Origin of the sequence: Mesorhizobium sp. M7A.F.Ca.CA.002.15.2.1, from assembly GCF_003998715.1 — a bacterium.
Classification (GTDB): Bacteria; Pseudomonadota; Alphaproteobacteria; order Rhizobiales; family Rhizobiaceae; genus Mesorhizobium; species Mesorhizobium ciceri.
In genome coordinates, this window is record NZ_RZPI01000932.1 from 1 (window position 1) to 1,610 (window position 1,610).

Consider the following 1,610-nt stretch of genomic DNA (forward strand, 5'->3'; position numbering starts at 1 on the left):
CCAGCAGCATTGCCGAGCCGGAAAGCATCGTGCGCCTGGAAATCGTGAAACCTGACATGATCGAACTCCGTCCTCTCCGCGACCCGGTTGGGCGCGCCAATACCCCTCGAACGCCGGCAAGCCCGCCAGCATCCTTGCGGCGGCGATTATGAGCCTTGCCGAGGGTTTCGCCAGAGACGGAATTGGCGCATCCTCGCTTGGCTTTGAAATTTTCGTCCGCTGGACCAGTTTGGAATATGCGCTTCTATCACGTCAATCTGGTAGGACCAAATTGATGGGATATGCGACGGACAAAGGTATGATGACATGGAACGGTGCTGTTTGCCCTATTTCTGGCTGGACCAGAACGGGCAAAATGGTGCAGATTTGAGTCATGGCCAGGGGATCGCGAGCGGAACGGCCGGCGGTCCCAGGCAATTCAGGGAGAGAGAGATGAACATTGCTCCGGGCAAGAATGCCGTCGGCAATATCCCGTTCGACCAGGCAAGGGTCGACCGGCTGATGGAGGAGGCCGGCATCGATGTGCTGCTCGCCACCTCCAAGCACAACACGCAATACCTGCTGGGCGGTTACAAGTTCATCTTCTTCGCCGCCATGGATGCGATCGGCCACAGCCGGTACCTGCCGATCGTCGTGTACGAAAAGGGCGGGCCGGACCATGCCGCCTATATCGGCAACCGCATGGAGGGCGGCGAGCACCAGAACAATCCGTTCTGGACGCCGACGCTGCACGCCGCCTGCTGGGGCACGCTCGACGCCGCCAACCTTGCGGTCGAGCACCTGCAGAAGATCGGCAAGGCCGGCGCGCGCATCGGCATCGAGCCTGGCTTCCTGCCATCGGACGCCTATACGCTGATCCGCAAGGCGTTGCCGGATGCCAGGCTGATCGATGCGACCGACATGCTGGAGCGCATGCGCGCCATCAAGACCGATGCGGAGCTGGAGAAGCTGCGCACGGCCTCCGAACTGATCACCGATTCCATGCTGGCGACCATTGCCTGGGCGCGTGAAGGCACGACTAAAAGCGAGATCATCGAGCAGCTGCGGCGCGAGGAAACCAATCGCGGCATCCATTTCGAATATTGCCTGCTGACGCTGGGTGCCAGCCACAACCGCGCCGCTTCACCGCAGGCGTGGAAAAAAGGCGAGGTGCTGTCAATCGATTCCGGCGGCAATTATCACGGCTATATAGGCGACCTCTGCCGGATGGGCATTCTCGGCGAACCGGATGCCGAGCTGGAAGATCTGCTGGCCGAGGTCGAGACGGTGCAGCAGGCGGCCTTTTCAAAAGTCAAAGCGGGCACGCTGGGCGGCGACATGATTTCGCATGCCGAGGGCGTGCTGAAGGCTTCGAAGGTCGCGCCCTACACGGATTTCTTCGCCCATGGCATGGGGCTGATCACGCACGAGGCGCCGTTCCTGATGACCAACCACCCGGTGACCTATGAAGGCACCTATGCGGCCAAACCGCTGGAGAAGAACATGGTGCTGTCGGTGGAGACGACCATGCTTCACCCGACACGGGGCTTCATCAAGCTGGAAGACACGCTGGCGGTGACGGAGAGCGGATACGTGATGTTCGGTGATCGGGGCCGGGGGTGGAACAGGGG

At 61.1% G+C, this 1,610-nt stretch carries 2 protein-coding genes; both read left to right on the forward strand.

What is annotated here, in order from left to right; translation table 11 throughout:
• Window positions 1-148: 148 nt before the first annotated feature.
• The gene (locus ENZ74_RS31250) at window positions 149-370 is read left to right on the forward strand and encodes a hypothetical protein (protein WP_127224205.1); all 222 of its coding nucleotides are present in this window, start codon (window positions 149-151) and stop codon (window positions 368-370) included.
• A 62-nt stretch (window positions 371-432) separates the two neighbouring features.
• On the forward strand, window positions 433-1,610 hold a 1,178-nt coding region (locus ENZ74_RS31255), incomplete at its 3' end, for a Xaa-Pro peptidase family protein (RefSeq protein WP_140736587.1).